Below are 16,308 nucleotides of genomic sequence, written 5' to 3' on the forward strand. Positions count from 1 at the left end.
ACGGCTTTGACACCGTGCGCCCGTACAGCGAGAGACGCGCGCGGGCTCCGCACGGTTGCCGTCGAGGTGCGGTCGGAGCGTGAGTTCAGAGCGTGAGTTCCAGGGCGCTCAGCTGGAGGGCCTGGAGGTCGGCGCAGCCGCCGGCGGCCAGGTCGAGCAGGGCGTTGAGTTCCTTGCGGTCGAAGGGCTCGCCTTCGGCCGTGCCCTGGACCTCGACGAAGCGGCCGTCGCCGGTGCAGACCACGTTCATGTCGGTCTCGGCCCGGACGTCCTCCTCGTAGCAGAGGTCGAGGAGGGGGACGCCGTCGACGATGCCCACGCTGACGGCGGCGACGGTGCCGGTCAGGGGCTTGCGGCCGGCCTTGATGAGCTTCTTGCCCTGGCCCCAGGCGATCGCGTCGGCCAGGGCCACGTAGGCCCCGGTGATGGCGGCGGTGCGGGTGCCGCCGTCGGCCTGGAGGACGTCGCAGTCCAGGACGATGGTGTTCTCGCCCAGCGCCTTGTAGTCGATGACGGCGCGCAGCGAGCGGCCGATCAGGCGGGAGATCTCGTGGGTGCGGCCGCCGATCTTGCCTCGGACGGATTCCCGGTCGCCGCGCGTGTTGGTGGCGCGGGGCAGCATCGAGTACTCGGAGGTGACCCAGCCTTCGCCGCTGCCCTTGCGCCAGCGCGGGACGCCTTCGGTGAAGGAGGCGGTGCAGAAGACCTTGGTGTCGCCGAAGGAGACGAGGACGGAGCCCTCTGCGTGCTTGCTCCATCCGCGTTCGATGGTGACCGGGCGGAGCTGTTCGGGCGTACGGCCGTCGATACGAGACATGGCACCGAGCCTAGTCGGTGCGAGGGTGCGAAAAGACCCCGTCCGGGTGCATCCGGTCGGGGTCTCGTCGTGCGCGGGGGCGTGTGTGCGAGCCGGTGGGCTCAGCTCACATCATGTCTTCGATGTCGGCGGCGATCGGGTCGGCGTCGGTGCCGATGACGACCTGGATCGCGGTGCCCATCTTGACGACGCCGTGGGCGCCGGCGGCCTTCAGCGCGGCCTCGTCGACCAGGCCGGGGTCCTTGACCTCGGTGCGCAGGCGGGTGATGCAGCCCTCGACCTCTTCGATGTTCTCGATACCGCCGAGCCCGGCGACGATCTTCTCAGCCTTGGTGACCATGTGTTTCTCCCTGAGTTCTACGAAGAACGAGTCTCGGCGGCCACCGTTGCCTGTGGGCCGGCGAATGGTGTGGCTGACCAGCCAGCGTAGTCCGCTTTGTCACGGTAACCCACGATTGGCCCAGCTACACGAGCGAACGCCCGCCATCTGTCCAATGATGACGATCAGCATCAACCTGCCCTCCGGGCAGGTGAAATGCGACCGCACCACAAGTGGTCTACACCAGTGTGCCGCAAGTGGGGCGGCTGCCAAAAACGGGCCGGTCAGGGAGGACGCGGATGAGCGCGAGCAGCGCCGCAGCAGTGCCGCAGCAGAAGTGGTGGAACGGCTTGTTCCAAGGGCTGCAGAAGATGGGCCGGAGCCTTCAGCTGCCGATCGCCGTACTCCCCGCGGCGGGCATCCTGAACCGGCTGGGCCAGGACGACGTGTTCGGCAAGGACGGCCTGGGCTGGACGAACGTCGCCAAGGTCATGGCGTCCGCGGGCGGGGCCCTGCTCAACGCCGACATCGGCCTGCCGCTGCTGTTCTGCATCGGCGTCTCGATCGGCATGGCCAAGAAGGCGGACGGCTCGACCGCCCTCGCGGCGGCGGTCGGCTTCCTCGTCTACCGCAGCGTGCTGCACGCCTTCCCCAAGTCCTGCCCGGAGGGGACCAAGGACATCAAGGGCGCCTGCCTGGGGGCCGGCGACGCCTTCGTCGAGTACACCTACCAGAACCCGGGGGTGTTCGGCGGCATCATCATGGGCCTGCTGGCCTCCTGGTTCTGGCAGCGCTACCACCGGGTCAAGCTGGTCGACTGGCTCGGCTTCTTCAACGGCCGGCGCCTGGTCCCGATCATCATGACCTTCGTGGCGATCGCCTTCGCCGTGGTCTGCCTGTGGATCTGGCCGCCGATCGGCAACGCGCTGGAGAGCTTCTCCGACTGGCTGATCGGTCTGGGGTCGCTGGGCGCCGGCATCTTCGGCGTCGCCAACCGCGCGCTGCTGGTGATCGGCCTGCACCAGTTCCTGAACGTGCCCGTGTGGTTCCAGTTCGGCAGCTACACCAAGCCGGACGGGTCGACCGTGCACGGCGACATCCCGATGTTCCTCGCGGGCGACCCGAACGCCGGTCAGTTCACCACCGGCTTCTTCCCGATCATGATGTTCGCGCTGCCGGCGGCAGCGCTGGCGATCACGCACTGCGCGAAGCCGGCGCGGCGCAAGGCGGTCGGCGGTCTGATGCTGTCGGTCGGCCTGACCTCGTTCGTCACCGGCATCACCGAGCCGCTGGAGTACTCCTTCCTCTTCCTGGCGCCACTGCTGTACGCGGTGCACGCGGCGCTGACGGGCGTGTCGATGGCGGTGACCTGGGCGTTCGGGGTCAAGGACGGCTTCAGCTTCTCAGCGGGCCTGATCGACTACGTCATCAACTGGAGCCTGGCGACGAAGCCCTGGATGATCATTCCGATCGGACTCGCCTTCGCGGTCGTCTATTACGTGATCTTCCGCTTCGCGATCACCAAGTGGGACATCAAGACTCCCGGCCGCGAGTCCGACGAGGAGATCGCGGCGATGGAGGCGGAGAACACCAAGGCGTGACGCGTGGAGCGCGGCTCCCCGGACAGGGCGTGAGACCCGTCAGGAGCTCGGGCGAACGCCCCTCCGGGACATGTCGAACGCACTGCCCCGGGACGCCATAAGTACTGCCCGGAGCGGCATTTCGGCACACAAGGCCTTCGGACCCACAGGGTCCGAAGGCCTTTGTCGTGTATGCCCGACTGTGTCCTCCACCACGGAAATGGTGGGTTCCTTACGCGGACCTCACCGTGCTACAACTGGTCTACACCACTGAGTGGTGTAGACCACGTAGGCCTTTCGGCCCCGCGGTCCCCCGTTCCGAGACGCCGCCAAACCCCCTTTTCCATGCCTTGGCAGCGCCTTGTCCACTGGAGGATGACCATGTCCACAGCTACCGCTGCGGAAAGCAAGAAGGGCGCTGGCGTGATGGCCGTCATGCAGCGCATCGGCCGGAGCCTCATGCTCCCCGTCGCGGTGCTGCCGGCCGGCGCACTCCTGCTGCGCCTGGGCGCGGGCGACATGCTCGGGAAGGACACCTTCCCGACCTTCGTGAACAAGATCGCCGGCTACATGGCCGCCGGTGGTGGCGCGATCCTCGACAACATGGCGCTGCTGTTCGCCGTCGGCATCGCGATCGGCTTCGCCAAGAAGTCGGACGGTTCGACCGCCCTCGCGGCCGTCACCGGTTACCTGGTCTTCCAGAAGGTGCTCGCCACCTTCACGGACAGCAACCTGCCGAAGGTCGCCAAGGTCGACGGCGACAAGATCATCCACGTCGACGCCGCGGTCAACGCCGGTGTCCTCGGCGGTGTCGTGATGGGTGTCATCACCGCGCTGCTCTACCAGAAGTTCTACCGGACCAAGCTGCCGGACTGGGCGGGCTTCTTCGGCGGCCGCCGCCTCGTCCCGATCCTCTCCGCCTTCGCGGGTCTGGTCACCGGCGTCGTCTTCGGTCTCATCTGGCCGGTGCTCGGCACGGGTCTGCACAACTTCGGTGAGTGGCTGACCGGTTCCGGCGCCGTCGGCGCGGGCATCTTCGGTGTCGCCAACCGCGCGCTGATCCCGATCGGCATGCACCACCTGCTGAACTCCTTCCCGTGGTTCCAGGCCGGCTCCTTCGACACCCCGACCGGTGCCGTCCACGGCGACATCTCCCGCTTCCTCGCCGGTGACCCGAGCGCCGGACAGTTCATGACCGGCTTCTTCCCGATCATGATGTTCGCCCTCCCGGCGGCCTGCCTCGCGATCGTCCACTGCGCCCGCCCCGAGCGCCGCAAGGTCGTCGGCGGCATGATGCTCTCCCTCGCGCTCACCGCCTTCGTGACCGGCGTGACCGAGCCCATCGAGTTCACCTTCATGTTCATCGCCCCGGTCCTCTACGCGATCCACGCGGTCCTGACCGGTGTCTCCCTGGCGCTGACCTGGGCCCTGGGCATGCGGGACGGCTTCGGCTTCTCCGCCGGTGCGGTCGACTTCTTCCTGAACCTCGGCATCGCGAACAACCCGTGGGGCCTGGTCGGCATCGGCCTCTGCTTCGCTGTCGTCTACTACTTCGTCTTCCGCTTCGCCATCACCAAGTGGAACCTGCCCACCCCGGGCCGCGAGTCCGACGAGGAACTGGCCGAGCTGCTCAAGGCCGAGGCCAAGTAAGCGAGTACGTACGGCGGCTCTGACGCCACGACGAAGCCCCCGCTCTCCCGGAAGGGAGGGCGGGGGCTTCGTCGTGCGCGGTCGGGGGCGGGCGGCGGGGGTCAGACCTCGTAGACCGCGCCCGCGTACGCCAGGTCCACCGGGCCGTCGTAGACCGCGCGGGCGTCGGCCAGGTTCTGCTGCGCGTCCGTCCACGGCGGGATGTGGGTCAGGACCAGTCGGCCGACCCGGCCGCCACGGGCGAACTCGCCGGCCTCGCGGCCGTTGAGGTGGAGGTCCGGGATGTCCTCCTTGCCGTGCGTGAAGGAGGCCTCGCACAGGAAGAGGTCGGTGTCCTCGGTGAGCAGCCCCAGCTCGGGGCAGGCACCGGTGTCACCGGAGTACGTGAGCGAGCGGCCGCCGTGCTCGACGCGGATCCCGTAGGACTCGACCGGGTGGCAGACCTTCTCGGTGCGGACCTGGAACGGGCCGATCTCGAAGCTGCCGGACTTCAGGGTCCGGAAGTCGAAGACCTCGCTCATTGAGCGCTCGTCGGGGACGTCCTCGTAGGCCGTGGACAGCCGTTTCTCGGTGCCCTCGGGGCCGTAGACGGGGATGGTGCCGCAGCGGCCGCCCTCGTGCCGGTAGAAACGGGCGACGAAGTACGCGCACATGTCGATGCAGTGGTCGGCGTGCAGATGGCTCAGGAAGATCGCGTCGAGGTCGTAGAGCCCGATGTGCCGCTGGAGGTCCCCGAGGGCACCGTTGCCCATGTCGAGGAGCAGCCGGAAGCCGTCGGCCTCGACGAGGTAGCTCGAGCAGGCCGATTCCGCGGACGGGAACGAACCCGAACAGCCGACGACGGTGAGCTTCATGGAGCGTGAACCTCCGTGGACGGTCCGTGGACGGAATGCGGGCCGTGCGTGGGTCGAGCGTAAGGCGCGAAACCTCCGGTCGCTCCTCCGCGGCGGGCCGTTGTGGGGGGAATCACCTGTGCTGTCACCCGGGGGAGCGACGGGGCGGATGCGGGTTGCCGTGCGGAGGGCGCCGCGGCTGCCGTGCCGCGGTGTCCCCGCGCGGCTACGGTCGGAGTATGGACACGTCCTGGTGGCCGGCGGCCGCCGCGGTGGTGGCCGTGATCCTGCTGGTACTGATACCCCGGCGGGCGCGGCGGCCCGCGGACCCGCGGCACGGGCCCGGGCCGCCGCCCCGGCCGGAGGCCGGAGAGCTGTGGTCCCTGGCGGACGGGCGGCGCTGCCTGGTGCTGGGCGTACGGGGCCACCGGGCGCGGATCGCGCGGATCACCGGGAAGTACGACGACCGGCGCGCCGGGGTGATCCCGCTGCCGCCGGGTGTGGTGGGGTCGCGGGGCGCGTTCGTGGAGGCGGACCGGGTGCTGGAGGTTTCGGTATGGGAGTTCAAGCGGGCGCGGCGGCTGGGCACGGTGGATCCGGCCGTGTGGGACGAGCTGAAGGGGCTCGGGGGGCTGGGGTCGTCCGACTGAAGCGCGTCTACGATCCCCCCGAGCCGGCGGTGGACGGGGTCCGGGTGCTCGTGGACCGGCTGTGGCCGCGGGGGCTGTCGAAGGAGGCCGCGGGGGTCGACGAGTGGGCGAGGGCTGTCGCCCCGTCGACGGAGCTGCGGAAGTGGTTCCACGGGGGTGGGTCCGCGGAGGAGTTCCGGGAGCGGTACGCGGCGGAGCTGTCCTCGGAGGGGGCCGTGGCCGAGCTGGAGCGGCTGCGGGGGGTTGTACTGGCCGGGCCGGTCACGCTGCTGACGGCGGTCAAGGATCCGGCGTCGAGCCATGCGGGGGTGCTGGCCGCACTGTTGGTCTGAGCCGGGCCGGCCGGTCCCCGGCTGCGGGTGGTGCCGCTGCGCGGGGCCTGTCCCCTACCCGCCCTTCCAGCGTTCCCCGGGGCTCCGCCCCGGACCCCGCGCCTCAAACGCCGGCGAGGCTGGATTTCCCAGCCCCGCCGGCGCGGTCGGGCTACGCCCAGAGCTGGCCCTGGAGGACCTCGATGGCTTCCTCGGTGGTGGCGGCCGTGTAGACGCCCGTCGAGAGGTACTTCCAGCCGCCGTCGGCCACGACGAAGACGATGTCGGCCGCTTCGCCCGCCGCCACCGCCTTGCGGCCGACGCCGATCGCCGCGTGCAGGGCGGCGCCGGTGGAGACGCCCGCGAAGATGCCCTCCTGCTGGAGGAGCTCACGAGTGCGGGTCACCGCGTCCGCCGAGCCCACCGAGAAGCGGGTCGTCAGGATCGAGGGGTCGTACAGCTCGGGGACGAAGCCCTCGTCGAGGTTGCGCAGGCCATAGACGAGGTCGTCGTAGCGGGGTTCCGCGGCCACGATCTTGATGCCCGGCACCTGCTCGCGCAGGTAGCGGCCGACGCCCATCAGCGTGCCCGTGGTGCCGAGGCCCGCGACGAAGTGGGTGATGGAGGGGAGGTCGGCGAGGATCTCCGGGCCGGTCGTCGCGTAGTGGGCGCCCGCGTTGTCCGGGTTGCCGTACTGGTAGAGCATCACCCAGTCCGGGTGCTCCGCCGCCAGTTCCTTCGCGACGCGGACGGCGGTGTTCGAGCCGCCCGCCGCCGGCGAAGGGATGATCTCGGCTCCCCACATGGCCAGCAGGTCGCGCCGCTCCTGCGAGGTGTTCTCCGGCATCACGCACACGATCCGGTAGCCCTTGAGCTTCGCCGCCATCGCCAGGGAGATGCCGGTGTTGCCGGAGGTGGGCTCCAGGATCGTGCAGCCGGGGAACAGCCTGCCGTCCTTCTCGGCCTGCTCGACCATGTGGAGCGCCGGGCGGTCCTTGATCGAGCCGGTCGGGTTGCGGTCCTCCAGCTTCGCCCAGATCCGCACGTCGTCGGAGGGCGAGAGCCGGGGCAGCCGCACGAGCGGCGTGTTGCCGACCGCGGCCAGTGGGGAGTCGTAGCGCATTACTTCGATCCGCCGGCTACGGCCGGGAGGATGGTGACGTTGTCGCCGTCCTTGAGCGCGGTGGAGATGCCGTCGAGGAAGCGGACGTCCTCGTCGTTGAGGTAGACGTTGACGAAGCGGCGCAGTTCGCCGCCCTTCGCCTCGTCGACGATGCGCTCCTGGATGCCCTTGTGACGGGTCTCCAGGTCCGAGAGCAGCTCGGACAGGGTCGCGCCCTCACCCGAGACGGCCTTCTCGCCGCCGGTGTAGGTGCGGAGGATGGTGGGGATGCGGACCTCGATGGCCATGGCAGGCTCCAGTCAGGATGGTGAGGGAAGAGGGAAGTCGTGGGGTCGAGCGGCGCGCGGGCGTGAGCGTGCGGGCCCCTGCACGGGGGCGCCGTGCTCAGGCGGCGGGACAGATGGCGCTGGCGAGGCGGCACAGGTCGACGTGCAGCCGCGCCACAAGCAGCAGCCTGCTGGGCGTCTCGATGCTCACGTCGTGGGAAACCATGCGGTCATGTTAACGATTCCCGGCCCCTGGTTTGGAGTGTGATTCCGCATCGTGGACGGATCCCGCTCACATACTGGACAGTAGGCCGTCAGTAGGCCTCGACGACCTGTACTTCCTCCTCCGTGATCACACCTTCGACGATCCGGTACGACCGGAACTGGAACTCCCCGAGGCCGTCCTTGTCCGCCGTGGAGACCAGCACGTAGTGCGCGCCGGGCTCGTTCGCGTAGGTGACGTCCGTGCGCGAGGGGTAGGCCTCGGTCGCGGTGTGCGAGTGGTAGACGATGACGGGCTCCTCGTCCCGGTCGTCGAGCTCGCGGTAGAGCTTCAGCAGGTCCTTCGAGTCGAACTCGTAGAACGTGGGCGACCGGGCCGCGTTCAGCATCGGGACGAACCGCTCCGGGCGGTCCGCGCCCGCCGGTCCGGCCACCACTCCGCACGCCTCGTCGGGGTGGTCCTGACGGGCGTGCGCGACGATCTGGTCGTACAGGGCCTGGGTGAGGGTCAGCATGTTCGACAGGATAAGCAGACGGGCCCTCCCGTACCGAGGAGTGGTACGGGAGGGCCCGCATGGTGGACACGAGGCCCGAGGGGGCGTGGTTCCCGGCCGTGACAGGCGGCCGGGACTCACAGTTCCGGGGGCGGCCCCGGCTGGCTACGAGACCTTCGTGAAGGCCTCGGAGCGCGGGTTGCGGGACTTCAGGACCAGGTAGGAGACGCCCAGCAGCAGACCCCACAGCGGGGCGCAGTAGAGCGAGACGCGGGCGTCCTTGTCGATGCCCATCATCACGATGACCATGCCGATGAAGGCCAGGGCGAACCAGCTGGTGTACGGGGCTCCGGGCGCCCGGAACGGCGACTTGGGGAGGTCGCCGCGGTCGGAGGCGGCCCGGTAGCGGATCTGGCAGACCAGGATCATGATCCAGGCCCACATGCCCGAGATGGTGGCGAAGGAGACGACGTAGTCGAAGGCCTTGCCGGGGGCGACGTAGTTGATCCAGACGCCGACCAGCATCAGTGCGGCGGAGAAGGTGGTGCCGGCGAGCGGGGTGCCGCTCCTGGTGAGCTTGGTGAAGACCTTCGGGCCCTGGCCGTTGAGCGCGAGGTCGCGCAGCATGCGGCCGGTGGAGTACATGCCCGAGTTGCAGGAGGACAGGGCGGCGGTGAGGACGACGAAGTTGACGATCGCCGCGCCGACGCCCAGGCCCATCTTCTCGAAGGCGGCGACGAAGGGGCTGACGCCCGGCTGGAACTCGTGCCACGGGACGACCGACAGGATCATGACCAGCGCGCCGATGTAGAAGACGGCGATCCGCCACGGCACGGTGTTGATGGCCTTGGGCAGGGTCTTCTCGGGGTCCTTGGACTCGCCGGCGGTGACGCCGACCAGCTCGACCGCCAGGAAGGCGAACATCACGATCTGCAGGGTCATCAGCGTGCCGCCGAGGCCCTTGGGGAAGAAGCCGCCGTCGTTCCACAGGTTCGAGACGCTCGCCGTGTCGGCGGCGTCGGAGAAGCCGATGGTGAGGATGCCGGCGCAGATCAGGATCATGCCGACGATGGCGGTGACCTTGACCATGGAGAACCAGAACTCCAGCTCGCCGAAGAGCTTCACGGAGATCAGGTTGGCGCCGTAGAGGACGAAGGTGAAGATCAGCGCGTACGCCCACTGCGGGAAGCTGTCGTGGGTCCAGTACGCCATGTACTGCGCGGCGGCGGTGACCTCGACGATGCCGGTGACCACCCAGAAGAGCCAGTAGGTCCAGCCGGTCACATAACCCCAGAAGGGGCCGAGGAACTCCCGGGCGTAGTCCGAGAAGGAGCCGGAGACCGGGCGGTACATGAGCAGCTCGCCCAGGGCCCGCATGATGAAGAAGATGACCAGGCCCGCGATGGCGTAGGCCAGGATCAGGCTCGGTCCGGCCTTGGAGATGGCCTTGCCGGCGCCCAGGAAGAGGCCGGTGCCGATGGCGCCGCCGATCGCGATCATCTGGATCTGGCGGGCGCCCAGTGCGCGGTGGTATCCCTCACCGCCGCCCTCGGCCCCGCCGCCCTGTGCGGGCGTCTTGTCGTGCTGCTGCTCGTCGACCTGTACGGAGGTCATGAATTGGTGCGCCTTTCTCCACGCCGGTCCGCGCCTTCACTGGCTGCGGATCGGGTCCTCGATCCCCCCGGATACGGATGGAGTTGCACGCCGGCGGTCTGCCGGTTCAAGCGGGCCGGGGGGCATGGGTGGCGCCCCGTCGGCGGTCGTGAAGATCTATCACGTGCCCATGGGTGACCGAGGGACGAAAATGTGACTCAAGGCGCAAAAAAATCGGGACAAACGTCCTGAAACAGATCAGATCACCGCATGGCGGTGATCTGATCGTTATCCGGATTTGAGCGTCCGCTGAGCGAACCACTCCGTGCGGCGAATGCCGCTTGAGGAACCTCAGAGGTTGTCGGCGAGGGTTTCGATGAGGGTCTCCTGGAGACCGCCGAGCCACAGGTACGCCATCACCATCGGCTTGCGCGGATCGTCGTCCGGGAGCCGGAAGAGGACGGCGCTCTCGTCGTCCTCGGTGATGTCGAGGCGGGCCGCGATGGTGAGCCGCAGGTCGTTGAGGGCGCCGAGCCAGCGCAGCCGCGACTCGCCGGTCAGCTCCAGGACGGCCGCCCCGTCGCCGGCCGGGGTGAGCCCGTCGAGGCTGCGTACGACGGCCAGTGCGTCCTCCCGCTTGCGGGTGCGCAGGTCGTTCTCGGTGAAGCGGCGGAATTCGGCCGAGTGGGCCCGCAGCTCCTCCGCGTCGGCGTCGGGCCGGGTGTCCGGGCCGCCGTAGGCGTCGGGGAAGAGCCGGGCCAGGGCCGGGTCGGACGGGGGCTCGGTGGGGCCGTCGGAGGCCGCGAAGAGCACGGCGAGCGGATCGGCGTCCGGCTCGGGCTCCGGGTCGCCGGGGCCGATGAGCTCCAGGAGCTGCACGGCGAGGGAGCGCAGGATCGAGATCTCGATCTCGTCCAGCGCGATGGCGGCGCCGCCGCCCTCCAGGGCCTCGAACACGCCGCCCATCAGTTGCGGTCCTGGGACATGGTCGCCCAGAGGCCGTAGCCGTGCAGGGCCTGCACGTCCCGTTCCATCTCCTCGCGGGTGCCGCTGGAGACCACCGCCCGGCCCTTGTGGTGGACGTCGAGCATCAGCTTGTTCGCCTTGTCCTTGGAGTATCCGAAGTACGCCTGGAACACGTACGTCACGTAGCTCATGAGGTTCACCGGGTCGTTGTGCACCAGGGTCACCCAGGGGACGTCGGGTTCCGGGACCGCGAAGGTCTCTTCGGCCGATTCGGTGCGTTCGATCTCAACAGGAGCAACACTCACTTGTCCCATGCTGCCACTGCCGGGGGCCCGTCGCACAAACGGGCCCCTACATCTCGTCAATCTGACGAGATGTGCGCTAGCATCCGTCGCATGAACCCTGCGGACCTGGGCCTGCCGGTGGACGTGCCGTCGACAGCGCTCTTCACGGACCATTACGAGCTCACGATGTTGCAGGCCGCGCTGGCCAGCGGCACCGCCGACCGGCGCTCGGTCTTCGAGGTCTTCACCCGGCGACTGCCCGAGGGGCGGCGCTACGGAGTGCTCGCGGGAACCGGCCGGGTGCTCGACGCGGTGGAGAACTTCCGCTTCGACGGCGCCGTACTGGAGTTCCTGCGCGAGCGGGCCGTCGTCGACGCCCGGACCCTCGACTGGCTGGCCTCGTACCGCTTCTCGGGCGACATCTGGGGCTACCCGGAGGGCGAGGTCTACTTCCCCGGCTCCCCGGTCCTGCGCGTCGAGGGCAGCTTCGCCGAGTGCGTGCTGCTGGAGACGGTGATCCTCTCGATCCTCAACCACGACTCGGCGATCGCCGCGGCCGCCTCCCGGATGTCCTCGGCCGCCGGCGGCCGGCCGCTGATCGAGATGGGCGCCAGGCGCACGCACGAGCTGGCGGCCGTCGCCTCCGCGCGGGCCGCGTACGTCGGCGGCTTCACCTCGACCTCGGACCTGGCGGCCGGCTTCCGCTACGGGATCCCCACCGTCGGCACCAGCGCACACGCCTTCACCCTGCTCCACGACGACGAGCGCGGCGCCTTCACGGCGCAGGTCGCCTCGCTGGGCAACGGGACCACCCTGCTGGTGGACACCTACGACGTCGCCGAAGCGGTCCGCACGGCCGTGGAGGTCGCCGGGACCGGGCTGGGCGCGGTCCGGATCGACTCCGGGGACCTGCTCCTCGTCGCGCACCGGGTGCGCCAGCAGCTGGACGAGCTGGGCGCGACGGCGACGAAGATCGTGGTCACCTCGGACCTGGACGAGTACGCGATCGCCTCCCTGGCGGCGGCCCCCGTGGACGCCTACGGGGTCGGCACCCAGCTGGTGACCGGCAGCGGGCACCCGACCTGCTCGATGGTCTACAAGCTGGTGGCGCGGGCCGCCTCCGCGGACGTGAAGGCGCCGCTGGTGTCGGTCGCGAAGAAGTCCTCGGGCGGCAAGACCTCCGTCGGGGGCCGCAAGTGGGCGGCCCGGCGGACCGACTCCGAGGGCGTCGCGGAGGCCGAGGTCGTCGGCACCGGGCCGGTGCCGGCCGCGCTGGCCGACTCGCAGCTGCTGGTCCAGCTGGTGAAGGCGGGCGAGGTGGTGGCCCGCGAACCCCTGGAGGCCGCCCGCGACCGCCACCGCGAGGCCCTGGCGGGCCTCCCGCTCTCCGCCACGCAGCTCTCGCGCGGCGAGGCCGTGATCCCGACCGAGTACGCGTAGCCCTTCGCGGGTCGGGGGAAGAAGCCCGCGCAGCGGCAATCACATCAACCGAAGGACACGCGACATGCACCGCGCACTGATCGTCGTCGACGTACAGAACGACTTCTGCGAAGGCGGCAGCCTCGCGGTCACCGGCGGGGCCGACGTGGCCGCCGCCATCACCGAGCTCATCGGGCAGGCCACCGCCGGATACCGGCACGTCGTCGCCACCCGGGACCACCACATCGACCCCGGGTCGCACTTCGCCCGCCCCCCGGCGCAGCCGGACTTCGAGACCTCCTGGCCCGTCCACTGCGTCGCCGGGACCGAGGGCGTGGGCTTCCACCCGAACTTCGCGCCGGCCGTCGCCTCGGGGGCCGTGGCCGCCGTGTTCGACAAGGGGGCGTACGAGGCCGCGTACAGCGGTTTCGAGGGGGCGGACGAGAACGGCCACGGGCTCACGGAGTGGCTGCGCGACCGCCAGGTCACCGAGGTCGACGTGGTGGGCATCGCCACCGACCACTGCGTCAAGGCCACCGCCCTGGACGCGGCCCGCGCGGGATTCCGTACGCACGTCCTGCTGGACCTGACGGCGGGCGTGGCCCCGCACACCACCACCCGCGCCCTGGCCGAGCTCCGCGAGGCCGGGGTCGAGCTGAGCGGCACGCCCGTGGTGGCCGGCTGAGCGGGGGCCGGGCGGCGCACACCGCCGCCCGGCCCCCGTCGGCCCGTGTCGGCCCCTGTCAGCCCTCTCGCGGACCCGGGGCGGCCCTCCGGCCCCCCGCGGCCCGGCAGGGCCCTGGTGGTCAGCCCAGCAGCGCCCTGATCGGGTGCCACAGCTCCTGCGCCCGGTCGGGCGCGCCGCGCCAGAGCAGGCCGTCGGGGTGGTGCAGGACGGCGGTGACCTCGTCCGGGGTCGGGGGGTGGGCGTTGCCCCGCAGGTAGACGGCGCGCATTCCGAGGTTACGCAGCCTGGTCAGGGCGCGGGCCCGGTTCGCCGCGTGCACCAGCACCCGGACGTTTCCGCCCTCTCCGGACGGTCTGGGCAGCGTGAGCGCGACGACCACGCTGCCGCCGGGCAATCTGACAAAACCTCCACCGGGCATGCCTTCATCTCCCCCGTCAATAAGAAACTCGCAACAGGCATCTAAACGCGATCGGCCGCCGCCCGCTAGAGGGGCGACGGCCGATCATGCTATGACCTGCAGTTTTACCGAATTACTTAACGGCGGGGCCGACCTCGACCGTCATCTGGAGACCGTCGTACGGCTCCTTGACGATCTTGATCTTGGTGTTGGTGTCAGTGGTCTTCACCGAACCGGTCGGGTTCTCGTCGTAGTAGTACTTGCCCTTGTGGTCGTCGAAGACCAGGTTGGCCGGCTTCGGCTTCAGGAACAGCGCCTCACCGTTCTTGTGCAGGGTGAAGGCGTCCGTCGAGTACGCGCTGAACGGCGCGTCGTACGGCTGGATCTTGTTCCGCAGCAGGGTGCCGTCCGACCACTTCATCGGCTTGGCGTTGGCGTCGATCGGCAGGATCAGACCGGAGCCCGGGTGGACGCTGGTGTTGTTGTCCTTCTGGGAGGTGTCCCAGAGCCAGATCAGCAGACCGTCCTGGTACGAGTAGTGCTCGACCCAGTTCGGCTTCGTGTTGGCGAAGCCGAAGTTGTACGGGCCCACCTTGAGGGTGGAGTCGTACGAGACGTAGCGACGGTTCTCCGCCAGGTAGTACTGCGCGTACTCCTTGGTGAAGCCGGCGCCGATGCGCGAGAAGCCCTTGCCGGCCCAGCCGTTGTCGCCGTTCTCGGCGCCGTCGGCGAACAGGGTGGAGCCGTCCGCGGTGATGTTGACGGCATCGGCCGTGAAGCCCTTGCCGCCCGCGCCGCCGTCCGTCTGGTAGCGGAAGCGGAGGTCGACCTTCTTGCCCGCGTAGGCGTCGAGCGGGAAGGCCAGGTTCTTCCAGGCGCCCGAGACACCGGTGAGGGACGGGCTGCCGGAGGCGTCGGCCGGGATCTCCGCGCCGTCGGCGGTGCCGTGCAGGGCGTTCCAGGTGGCGCCGCCGTCGGTGGACACCTCGGTGTACAGGAAGTCGTAGTCCTGCTCGATGTCCCACCAGCCCTTGAGGGACAGGGCGGCGGACTTCTTGCCGGTCAGGTCCACGGAGCGGGTCAGGGTGTTCTTGAGGTCGTCACCCATGTTGCTCCACCACTGCGAGGAACCCTCGGCGGGAGCGACGACGTCGGTCTTGACCTGCTTCTTCGGCAGCTCGACGAGGAGCGCCTGCTTGTCCTTGGTGTTGTACGCCGAGACACCCAGCTTGTGGGTGGACTTCGTCGCGGCCTTGGCCGTGTCGTAGTTCAGCCAGCCCAGCTGGAGCTTGTCCCAGGCGGTCATGTCGCCCGGGAGGTTGCCTATGGAGTCCTTGCCGTCGCCGAGCCAGGAGCCGGCCGACATCAGGGACCAGAAACCGACCGAGTTCTCGCCGCCACCGGTGGTGTCGTAGAGGTCCGGGAGGCCGAGGTCGTGGCCGTACTCGTGCGCGAAGACGCCGAGGCCGCCGTTCTCGGGCTGCATCGTGTAGTCGCCGACCCAGATGCCGGTGTTGCCGATCTGGGTGCCGCCGGCCTTGTTGTTCGCCGGGCCGGTCTTGCCCGCGTCGGTGCCGTAGGCGTACCAGCGGTGCGCCCACAGGGCGTCCGCGCCCTGCACGCCGCCGCCGGCCGACTCGTCCTCGCCCGCGTGGACGATCTGGAAGTGGTCGATGTAGCCGTCGGGCTCGTTGAAGTTGCCGTTGTTGTTGTAGTCGTTGCGGTCCCACTGGTCGTACTGGGACAGGATCGCCTTGATCTCGGCGTCGGTCTTGCCGGCCTTCTTCTGCGCGTCGGCCCAGGCGTTCACGCCGTCCCTGACGGTGTCCCAGACGTTGTTGCAGTTCTTCTGGCCGCAGTAGTTCGAGCCGTAACGGGCCTCGTTGTACGGGATCTTGACCCAGTCGGTGACCACGCCGTCGACCGAGTAGCGGCCCGAGGAGGTCTTCTCGTAGTAGGTCTTCAGCGAGTTCTTGCCCTGGCCGGTACCGAAGTACAGGTCCTGGAAGTAGTCACGGCTGAAGTCCTTGCGCCACGCGGTGCTGTTGTTCGTCGCGCGGTCGGGCTGGGCGATCTGGTTGTGCGCCGGCCCCGGGGTGCCGCCGTACTTGACGACCGGGGGCTTGGGGCCGCCCGGACCGTCCGGGTCGAACATGGTGGTGTTGTCCACCTGGTCGCCGAAGTCGACGAGGATCGTGAAGATCTTGTCGGTCTTCTCGCGGCCGAGCTCGACGTACTTCTTGTCGTCGAGCTTGACCACCTTGGAGGCGCCGCGCTGTTCGACCTGCTTCTTGCCCGAGAGCACCTGCTCCAGGGCGGCCTTGCGGGCCTGCGCCTGCTGGTCGCTGAACGGACCCTTCAGGTTGTGGTCGACCTGCTCCTTGGCGGAGGAGGTCGGGTCCTGACGGTCGGCGGCACGGGCGGTCGGGCCCGGGTCCGCCTGGGCGATCGAGAAGGCTGCGCCGGTGGCCGCTGTGACGGCCAGGGTCGCGCCGACTGCGGCGGCGCGGAGCGCTCGCCGCCTCGCGGAATTGCTGGTCACTTGACGTCGTTCCCCTCCCGCGGCCGCGACTAAGTGCGGAACGTCTCCATAGGAGCGGGGGGTTCCGTGCGGCGCGCGTCTCAAGTGACGACATTTGACCGGAGAGTCTCAAGAAAAGACAGACCTTGACTTGATCCTTACAACTGCACTATGC

18 protein-coding genes are annotated in these 16,308 nt (G+C 69.3%); 6 read left to right on the forward strand and 12 right to left on the reverse strand.

Annotated features, from left to right (window positions below; translation table 11 throughout):
• Window positions 1-85: 85 nt before the first annotated feature.
• Entirely contained in the window at window positions 86-817 is a 732-nt protein-coding gene (gene rph, locus AC3IYJ_RS14710) for a ribonuclease PH (protein ID WP_489401742.1), read from the reverse strand.
• A gap of 106 nt (window positions 818-923) precedes the next feature.
• The gene (locus AC3IYJ_RS14715; protein WP_489402815.1) at window positions 924-1,238 is read right to left on the reverse strand and encodes a PTS sugar transporter subunit IIB; all 315 of its coding nucleotides are present in this window, start codon (window positions 1,236-1,238) and stop codon (window positions 924-926) included.
• 197 nt (window positions 1,239-1,435) lie between these two features.
• Between AC3IYJ_RS14715 and AC3IYJ_RS14720 the strand changes: the two genes are divergently transcribed.
• The gene (locus tag AC3IYJ_RS14720) at window positions 1,436-2,737 is read left to right on the forward strand and encodes a PTS transporter subunit EIIC (protein WP_489401743.1); all 1,302 of its coding nucleotides are present in this window, start codon (window positions 1,436-1,438) and stop codon (window positions 2,735-2,737) included.
• Window positions 2,738-3,097: 360 nt separating this feature from the next.
• The gene (locus tag AC3IYJ_RS14725) at window positions 3,098-4,366 is read left to right on the forward strand and encodes a PTS transporter subunit EIIC (RefSeq protein ID WP_489401744.1); all 1,269 of its coding nucleotides are present in this window, start codon (window positions 3,098-3,100) and stop codon (window positions 4,364-4,366) included.
• A 101-nt stretch (window positions 4,367-4,467) separates the two neighbouring features.
• Here the strand turns inward: AC3IYJ_RS14725 and AC3IYJ_RS14730 are convergent, their stop codons facing one another.
• Complete coding sequence (locus AC3IYJ_RS14730) at window positions 4,468-5,220, reverse strand: MBL fold metallo-hydrolase (protein WP_489401745.1); 753 nt, start codon at window positions 5,218-5,220, stop codon at window positions 4,468-4,470.
• Between the two features lie 218 nt (window positions 5,221-5,438).
• On the opposite strand from AC3IYJ_RS14730, the gene AC3IYJ_RS14735 reads away from it, so the two are divergent.
• Both AC3IYJ_RS14735 and AC3IYJ_RS14740 read left to right on the forward strand, forming a co-directional pair.
• Complete coding sequence (locus AC3IYJ_RS14735; RefSeq protein ID WP_489401746.1) at window positions 5,439-5,849, forward strand: hypothetical protein; 411 nt, start codon at window positions 5,439-5,441, stop codon at window positions 5,847-5,849.
• Window positions 5,850-5,878: 29 nt separating this feature from the next.
• Window positions 5,879-6,181 (forward strand): DUF488 domain-containing protein, encoded by a 303-nt coding sequence (locus AC3IYJ_RS14740; protein WP_489401747.1) that lies wholly within the window; start codon window positions 5,879-5,881, stop codon window positions 6,179-6,181.
• A 151-nt stretch (window positions 6,182-6,332) separates the two neighbouring features.
• Here the strand turns inward: AC3IYJ_RS14740 and AC3IYJ_RS14745 are convergent, their stop codons facing one another.
• From AC3IYJ_RS14745 to clpS, 7 genes are all read right to left on the reverse strand, one after another.
• Window positions 6,333-7,283, reverse strand: coding sequence for a PLP-dependent cysteine synthase family protein (locus tag AC3IYJ_RS14745; protein ID WP_489401748.1), 951 nt, complete (start codon window positions 7,281-7,283; stop codon window positions 6,333-6,335).
• The gene (locus tag AC3IYJ_RS14750; protein WP_489401749.1) at window positions 7,283-7,570 is read right to left on the reverse strand and encodes a MoaD/ThiS family protein; all 288 of its coding nucleotides are present in this window, start codon (window positions 7,568-7,570) and stop codon (window positions 7,283-7,285) included. The genes AC3IYJ_RS14745 and AC3IYJ_RS14750 overlap by 1 nt, the downstream gene beginning before the upstream one ends.
• Before the next feature lie 97 nt (window positions 7,571-7,667).
• A complete protein-coding gene (locus tag AC3IYJ_RS14755) occupies window positions 7,668-7,775 on the reverse strand; it encodes a putative leader peptide (protein WP_489401750.1) in 108 nt (35 codons plus the stop codon).
• An 88-nt stretch (window positions 7,776-7,863) separates the two neighbouring features.
• Entirely contained in the window at window positions 7,864-8,286 is a 423-nt protein-coding gene (locus AC3IYJ_RS14760) for a M67 family metallopeptidase (protein ID WP_489401751.1), read from the reverse strand.
• A 144-nt stretch (window positions 8,287-8,430) separates the two neighbouring features.
• The gene (locus AC3IYJ_RS14765) at window positions 8,431-9,879 is read right to left on the reverse strand and encodes an amino acid permease (RefSeq protein WP_489401752.1); all 1,449 of its coding nucleotides are present in this window, start codon (window positions 9,877-9,879) and stop codon (window positions 8,431-8,433) included.
• A 330-nt stretch (window positions 9,880-10,209) separates the two neighbouring features.
• Window positions 10,210-10,824: a DUF2017 domain-containing protein gene (locus AC3IYJ_RS14770; RefSeq protein WP_489401753.1), complete on the reverse strand. Its 615-nt coding sequence runs from the start codon at window positions 10,822-10,824 to the stop codon at window positions 10,210-10,212.
• Window positions 10,824-11,138, reverse strand: coding sequence for an ATP-dependent Clp protease adapter ClpS (gene clpS, locus AC3IYJ_RS14775; protein ID WP_330296593.1), 315 nt, complete (start codon window positions 11,136-11,138; stop codon window positions 10,824-10,826). Before clpS ends, AC3IYJ_RS14770 begins: the two co-directional genes overlap by 1 nt.
• An 81-nt stretch (window positions 11,139-11,219) precedes the next feature.
• Between clpS and AC3IYJ_RS14780 the strand changes: the two genes are divergently transcribed.
• Entirely contained in the window at window positions 11,220-12,548 is a 1,329-nt protein-coding gene (locus AC3IYJ_RS14780) for a nicotinate phosphoribosyltransferase (RefSeq protein ID WP_489401754.1), read from the forward strand.
• Window positions 12,549-12,612: 64 nt separating this feature from the next.
• Complete coding sequence (locus AC3IYJ_RS14785) at window positions 12,613-13,212, forward strand: nicotinamidase (RefSeq protein WP_489401755.1); 600 nt, start codon at window positions 12,613-12,615, stop codon at window positions 13,210-13,212.
• Window positions 13,213-13,333: 121 nt separating this feature from the next.
• Here AC3IYJ_RS14785 and AC3IYJ_RS14790 read toward each other — a convergent pair whose 3' ends face one another.
• Together AC3IYJ_RS14790 and AC3IYJ_RS14795 are read right to left on the reverse strand one after the other, a co-directional pair.
• Window positions 13,334-13,633, reverse strand: a complete 300-nt coding sequence (locus AC3IYJ_RS14790) for a hypothetical protein (protein WP_489401756.1) — start codon at window positions 13,631-13,633, stop codon at window positions 13,334-13,336.
• 112 nt (window positions 13,634-13,745) lie between these two features.
• On the reverse strand, window positions 13,746-16,154 hold the full coding sequence (locus AC3IYJ_RS14795; RefSeq protein ID WP_489401757.1) for an immune inhibitor A domain-containing protein: 2,409 nt from the start codon (window positions 16,152-16,154) through the stop codon (window positions 13,746-13,748).
• Window positions 16,155-16,308 lie beyond the last annotated feature (154 nt).

It is taken from the genome of Streptomyces sp. GL_140 (assembly GCF_057834465.1).